The 7,726-nt window shown below is 33.4% G+C and carries 4 protein-coding genes; all 4 read left to right on the forward strand.

Going from position 1 to position 7,726, the window contains the following annotated elements; translation table 11 throughout:
- On the forward strand, window positions 1-2,881 hold a 2,881-nt coding region (locus ACVC2P_RS07750), incomplete at its 5' end, for a LamG-like jellyroll fold domain-containing protein (protein ID WP_452597908.1).
- A 373-nt stretch (window positions 2,882-3,254) separates the two neighbouring features.
- Window positions 3,255-5,936 (forward strand): hypothetical protein, encoded by a 2,682-nt coding sequence (locus ACVC2P_RS07755; protein ID WP_452597909.1) that lies wholly within the window; start codon window positions 3,255-3,257, stop codon window positions 5,934-5,936.
- Window positions 5,937-5,941: 5 nt separating this feature from the next.
- Window positions 5,942-7,117, forward strand: a complete 1,176-nt coding sequence (locus tag ACVC2P_RS07760) for a radical SAM protein (protein ID WP_452597910.1) — start codon at window positions 5,942-5,944, stop codon at window positions 7,115-7,117.
- A 1-nt stretch (window position 7,118) separates the two neighbouring features.
- Window positions 7,119-7,726 (forward strand): hypothetical protein (locus tag ACVC2P_RS07765; RefSeq protein ID WP_452597911.1); only part of this gene is annotated, 608 nt, incomplete at its 3' end.

Genomic DNA, 7,726 nt, shown 5'->3' on the forward strand with positions numbered 1-7,726 from the left:
ATTTAGTGAACCTGTTTTTGGTTTAGGTTACGATATCTACCATGTAAATGCAAGTGGAACCAATGGCGATAAATATACCATTACAGCAACTAATACATTAGGCGAAACAGTATACCCAACATTTACAGAGTCCGCAACACCATCTTATACCACAAATAATACTGGAGTTATTAACGCTAATGCTCCATCTACTACTGGAGATAACGCACGAGTGGGATTAAATTTCTACGACGAGAACCTCATTACAAGCATTACTATGGTTTGGCAAGATTGCGACACCTGTTCTAATGGTTTTGTACACGGTTCTGCCTTAGGGAATATTAGTTTCTGTACACCGCAATCTTTAGATTTCGATGGTACTAATGATTACGTTAGTAGAGATGCGTTTCTAGAAAGTGAAGACGAAGTTACAATGATGAGCTGGATAAAATTAGACAATGATGCCTCAGGAGTTCAAGAAATCATGGGGCAGCGTAATTTTAGATTATTTCTTAATAGCAGCAGAAAACCCAGAGCCTTTGTTAAAACAAATAGTCCTGTATTAAATACCGCTACAACCCCAGCAAATAACTTAACTGCATTAGAACCCAATTTATGGTATCATCTTACAGCTATTTATAATGCTAATCAAAGAACTCTTATTTTATATATAAATGGTGAAGAAGTTTCAAGAGTAGATAATGTTTTAGGAAACAATTTAAGAGGTGGAGCAAATTGGAATAGCAACCATGATTTTGAAATAGGAAGAAATACATTTAATGATAACAATTATTTTAAAGGTTCTATTGTTGAATCTAGAGTATATAATACAGCATTAACAACAACACAATTACAAGAACAAGTATACCAAAGTATAGAGAATAACAATAACAGTGTTACAGGAGCAGTCATTAGTAATACTATAGAAGGGCTATCATGGAATAGCTTGCGTTTATATTACAAATTAACGTCTGTAAACAGTAGGCTGGGAACCACTAAGGACAATAGTAGCCTTAATGTTAGTGGAATTTTACACAACATGAGAACCAATCAAGACATTAATGCGCCATTACCATACGTAGCCAATACTAGTGGGAACTGGACAAATGAAAACACATGGGAGCATGGAGATGTCTGGGATATAGATAATACACCACATAAAAATTGGGCTATAGTAAACCTTACTAATAATGCAGAAGTAATAACTAAAGATAGCCATACACAACTGGGACTAATATTAGACGAAAATACTAAGTTGACCGTACAAAATGACCAATTTATAGAAAATACAAAGTATTTTAAATTAGATGGTATTATAGATTTACAAGGTGAATCTCAATTAATACAAAATATAAATAGTGAATTAGTACCAAGTAGTAGAGGCTATATAGAAATAGATCAACAAGGTACTGCAGATAATTATACTTATAACTACTGGAGCTCTCCTGTAAGCGCTATAAACACAACACTAAATAACAAACCCGAAGCTATAAATAGAATTCTTAAAGACGGTACTAATACTAACACCCCTACAGACATTGCCTTTTCATCATCATTATCCTCTGCAGATGGAGGTGCAGCCAACCCTATCGCAACAAGTTCTTTTTGGATTTTTAAATTTCATGGTCCAGCAGAAGATTACTACAGTTGGTCGCATTTAGGAAGCACTAACAACATGATTATAGGAGAAGGCTATACCATGAAAGGATCAGGAGCTGGCTCAGTTACAGAAACTCAAAACTATGTTTTTAAAGGAAAACCTAATAATGGTACTATAGATTTAAACATTAATACAGGAGAGCACTACCTAGTTGGTAACCCATATCCTTCAGCACTAGATGCAGATGCATTTATAAAAGACAATATATCTGTTGCAGATGGCGGAAATAACTCTAGTAATGTAATTAATGGAACATTATATTTTTGGGAACATTTTGGAGGAGGCTCTCATAATACAGCACAATATCAAGGTGGTTATGGCGTGTACAACCTTTCTGGTGGAGTAAAAGCTATTTCACATCCAAATATATCACAAGCGGGAGTAGCCACTAAAACCCCACAACAATACATAGCAGTTGCACAAGGCTTTTTTGTTGAAGCCGATTCTGGAGGAGCAATAACATTTAATAATGGACAAAGAGCATTTCAAAAAGAAGATGTAACTAATTCTGTATTTTTTAGAAACTCTGAAAACACTAGCACAGCAACAACAAATACTAGTGATGATAGAACAAAACTAAGACTAGAGTTTACTTCACCAAACGGTATAGCTAGAGAGTTATTATTAACCATAGATGAAAACACGTCTTTAGAATACGATACAGCTTACGATGGAAAAAACTCTGATGCTTCTACAGATGATATGAACTGGATTATTGAAGATGAAAATTATGTTATTCAGGGGATTCCATCTATAGAAGAAGAGACTATTTTACCATTACACGTAAAACTTAGCGGAACAGGAAATATGTCTATAAAGTTATTAAGTGCAGTAAACCTTCCAGAAACCATTACACCCATTCTTGAGGATTTAGAAACTGGTGCTCAAATAGATTTAAATACCACAACATTTACAGCAGAGATGCTTGATGGTGAATTTAGTAATCGATTTATATTAAAATTTAAAGTTTCAGAGACGTTAAGCGTTGCTACTATTGAAGCCTCAGAAAATTCAACTATTAAAGTTATAAACAAACCCAATTATTTAGAAATAATTAATAGCAATACTTTAAAACCATTACAGTCTTTTGAATTATACTCTATTTTAGGGCAGCAAATACAGCAAGGAGACTTAAACAAAACAAACCATTTAATTTCTACTAACGGATTAGCTACAGGAGCATACATTATTAAATTAAAAACAAGTACAGAATTTATAACTAAAAAAGTATTAATACCATAATACTATATTTAATTAGTCTTCATTACCGTTGATTGTTGCATTAACCTCCAAGAGTATTTTACTTTTGGGGGTTTTTACTTTCTTTTTCTTTTAGAGTTTCTAGGTTAAAACCTAGACAGGAAACGTTACACTTAACAGCACAGTAAGAATCGAGCATCTATTTTTATAAACTAAAAAAGATAACGATGTCATAATCAAAAAAATTTCTCCACAAAGCATTTAATAAAAAAACTGTATTTACACGTTTTTTTAGCAATAAATCAAACAATACTTTAAAAAAACAGGTATAAACACCTATTTTTAGAAATCGATATTTTTCTATTTTTATTTTTTAAAACCTAGTCAATTCAAATAATCCTTAAAACCAAACATTATGAGTAATTCTATTTCTATGCTTTGTACCGAATTAAAAGAAGCATTAGGGGACAATAAACTTAGTTTACCTAATAGTAAAGTCAGTGCAGTACAAGTTGATAGTTTTTTAAAAAATATTTTAAAAACAGATAGTATAGCTTTTACAAATGCCTCTGTAACGTGCAAAGGAAATTGCATTACACTTAAAGGCGATTTTAGATTATTTGGAATACAATTATCTGCAAATTGGGGATTTAGCGAAGGTGCAGATGGTACCATTACGTGGCAGTTTGGCGCTTCAACAAATGATGCTTCAACAATAAATAGTATAGTTACCCACTTCTTAGCTAAAACTTACCATTTACCTTCTAGTTTTTCTGGGCTACCAGTAAATAATATTGGTTTTCAAGCAAAAATAAATACTAGTGATAAGGATTACTCTTTAGATTTAAAAGCCAAAACAAGCTGGGGAGATGTAGAGCTTTATGTACAAAAGAATTCAGGTGTTTGGGGAGCTGCATTAGGCGTTGGAGTTTCTAAAGGATTTACTTTAACAAAAATAGATAGTAATTTATCTTTATTTGATGATTTAGAGTTTTCAGATTCTGCAATAGTTGTTTCAGATTTTACAAATAAAAAACTAAAAATATCTGGTATTACAGGTGTTGTAGATGGTGCAGAATTTAAATCTACTTTAGCAGTAGAAGCTAATAGTTCTCCATCTGCGCTACCAAAAATAGTAAACGAACTAGCTAAAAGTTTAAGTGATATTCCTGTTGAAATATCTATAGATTTAACAGTAACAAAAGATTATGAAATTACAGCAGAAATAGACAAATCATTCTCTTTTCCTGGAATTTCTAGTTTAATGCTAAACAGTATAGCAATGACGATAAAATCGTCTCCAATAACAGCGATACTATCAGGAGATGTTAGTTTACCTATAACGATACCAGCCAAACCAACAGTACATTCTATAAATGTAAATGGTGGTATTTCTTTCACCTACTCAGATGGTACTGTAAGAGCTGAAGCTACAATAAATAGTGATACGGTTATTAATGAACCTTTCGATTTTTATGGTGTAACCCTAGAAGATGTTGGTATAGGTATAGATGTTAGTTTTGGTGCAGAAACAGGAGCAGGTGTTACCTTAGAAGGCGCCTTTCTATTAGGAGAAAGCAAAACAAAATTAGATGAAAAATTTGCAATTAGTATAGAGTTTACCGATGATACCCCTAACCCATCTTTATTATATTGCGAAACTAAAAACTTAAGTTTACCTGTAATATTTAATGCTGTAATAGATACGGGAATAAAATTACCTTCGGTACTTAGCGATTTTAGCTATAACGACCTTATGTTCTATTGGTGCGATGAAGCGCAGACCTTACCAGACGGTACTTCTTGCCAAGTTGGAATAGGTTATAATGCTGGTATTAATTTTTGGGGATTCGACACGTATTCTTCGCTAATGATAAATCAAGGTTCAGGAATAAGTGGAGAAGCTAGTGTAAATCCAATACATCTATTTAACAATAAAATTTCGCTTACAGGTAAAGGTAGAGCGGGGCATGGCATAAAAGCTAACGGTCCCTTTTTTAAATTCAATACAACCGAAGAATCTTTTGATGTAAGTGTAGATGCAGATATATTAGGAATTACAGAAGTGATTAATGCTAAGGTATCTCCTACCGTATTAGACATTAATATGAAATCTAACTTAAAATTCTTAGAAGATTCTTTAAGTGTAGAATTTAAAAATGGAGGAACCACTATGGCTTTCGATAGTAGCCTTTCCATATCAATAGCTTGTAAGCCATCAATAAAAATAGGAGGCATTAACTTAGGCACAATCCCTATTAACGATAGCATGAATGGTACAATTGATGTTTCTTTTATAAATGGCAGTTTAAGTGCTAAAGTAGACGCACATTTCGATTTTAATGGTACTAAATTTGGATTTAATTACGACTTAGGCGCTAGTGTTACAGACCTAAAAGACCTAGCAAGTGTTATAGAAAATAAAATAGTAAGTGAGGCAGAATCTATATTCTCATCTTATTTTTCTAAAGTAGAGAATTATATAAGTGTTGTAGGTAAAGGACTAATTACTGGTGGAGAATTTGTAGTTAATGTACTCTACCATGTTTATACACATTCTATAATAGATACCTTTAAAGTTCTTGCCAATTTACCTACAAAGTTCCATGTTAATGGAACATTAGATTTCCCAATAAAGATTGCCCCTTCTATTCCATCAGAAAGCGTACACGTAGATCTTGGTAAAATTGTAGATCACCATGCAGATTTACATACCGATCATTGGGGGCTTAATTTTCATGAATTTAACGAACATGCAGATCTTGGTGCAAGTAAAACAATATCTACTCCCAGTTTTGATGTTACTATTTTAGATATTGACCCTAAACAACATTTCGACATGGTTATGCCGCCTTCTGTACATGTTAATGCGACATCACCACGTATTGGTTTAGATCCACATTTAGACGCTTCTTTAGTAGGCGGTAGCCTTGGTATAACTGGAACTGTTGGCGTAAATGCTACTGTAGATTTAACAGATATAAATCTAGATGCAGATGCCAGATTTAATATTACTGGTCATGCAGGGGTACATGCAGATGTAGCACATATAGGTGTACACGGAGATAAAAACACTCATATAGATGCTCCAATATAAATAGTATGGGAGTAGAACTAAGACCTATGGGCGTAAAATGCAATATTGCTTGTCAATACTGCTACCAACATCCGCAACGTGACGTTGAAGACCCAAAAAAAGAATACGATATAGATTTAATGAAAGAAGCCATACTAAAAGAAGGGACAGACTTTTCTTTATTTGGAGGTGAAGCTTTAATGGTGCCTATAGAAGATATAGAAATACTATGGAAATGGGGGCTAGAACGTTTTGGTAAAAATGCTTTACAAACCAATGGCTCTTTAATTACCAATGCACATATAGATTTATTTAAAAAGTACAATGTTGGAGTTGGCATCTCTATAGATGGACCAGAAGACTTAAACGATGTAAGATGGGCTGGTAATTTAGAACGTACACGAAAACTAACCCAACACTCAGAAAACGCCATTGCTAAATTGTGTGAAGAAGGTTTAAAACCCTCTATAATTATAACACTACATCGTGGTAATGTAGGAACTTTAGAGAAAAGAGAACGCATGGGGGCTTGGATAAAAAAATTAGACAAAATGGGAGTAGGCGGAGCACGTTTACACCTTATGGAAGTTGAAAGCGAAAGTATAAGAGCCATCTACCATTTAACCGAAAAAGAAAATATAGAAACCCTACTCTATTTTAATGCCTTAGAAAGCGAACTGAAGCATTTAAAATTTGACATATTCGGAGAAATAGAAAACCTACTAAAAGCCAAAGACCTTGGTTTAAGTTGCGTTTGGAAAGCTTGCGACCCTTACACCACATCAGCTGTAAGAGGCGTAGAAGGCAAAGGACAGCGGAGTAATTGCGGCAGAACAAATAAAGAAGGTATCGATTTTGTAAAAGCAGGGCTTCCCTCCTATTCTAGATACATTGCATTGTACCATACACCACAAGAACATGGTGGTTGTAAAGATTGTCGTTTTTTTTCTATGTGTAAAGGCCATTGCCCTGGCACTTCTATATCTGGAGATTGGCGTAATAGAACAGAACATTGTAATGTTTGGAAAACATTATTTGAACTTACCGAAAAACGTATGGAAGACAATGGACAAGTACCACTATCTAAACACCCAATATTGCCCTACATAGAGACCAAACTTATAGAATCGTGGAGTAATGGTATAAATCCTTCTATTCAAAGAATGATAGAACAAGTGGCACAAAAACAAAACGCCTCATAGTATGGAACTATTAAACTATACCATACCACCCTTTAAAACAGTAGCTTGGGTTAGCGATAACGCAAAAACCATTTGGGATAATAGATTTAAAATAATTAATGATGCTTTAATACAATCTACATTTAAAGCCTTAAAAGAGGGCAAATTAACCTCTCAATATCTTATTGTTGAAGGTTGGCAGTATTTTAAAATATTAGAACTAGCCGCTACTTTAAATATTTCGGTAGATGCCTTATTTTTAGGAGATAAAAATGTAAAAGGCCCAGTATATTATCAATTACTACTAACAACAAAAGAAGTAAACTTAAAAGATGCTACTCCAAATTGTTGCATAAATTGTAGTAACGCTGTAAGAGCAGATAAGAGAAAAGAATTCTATTGGAATGCAGCAATACAATCTAATTTACATACTATAGACCATCAAGAAATAACATTACCAGCAACTACATATACAAGTATTTTTTGGCAAAAATTGCTGGTTACTTTAGGCAATCAACACTGCTGTAATTTAGAATGTGAGAACTATAAAAATCAACAAGACAAAAGCTTAGAATTATTAACACATTACAATTATAATAATGCACAATTATGGCTTAAAGATATTTATAG

It is taken from the genome of Pontimicrobium sp. MEBiC01747, from assembly GCF_053601635.1.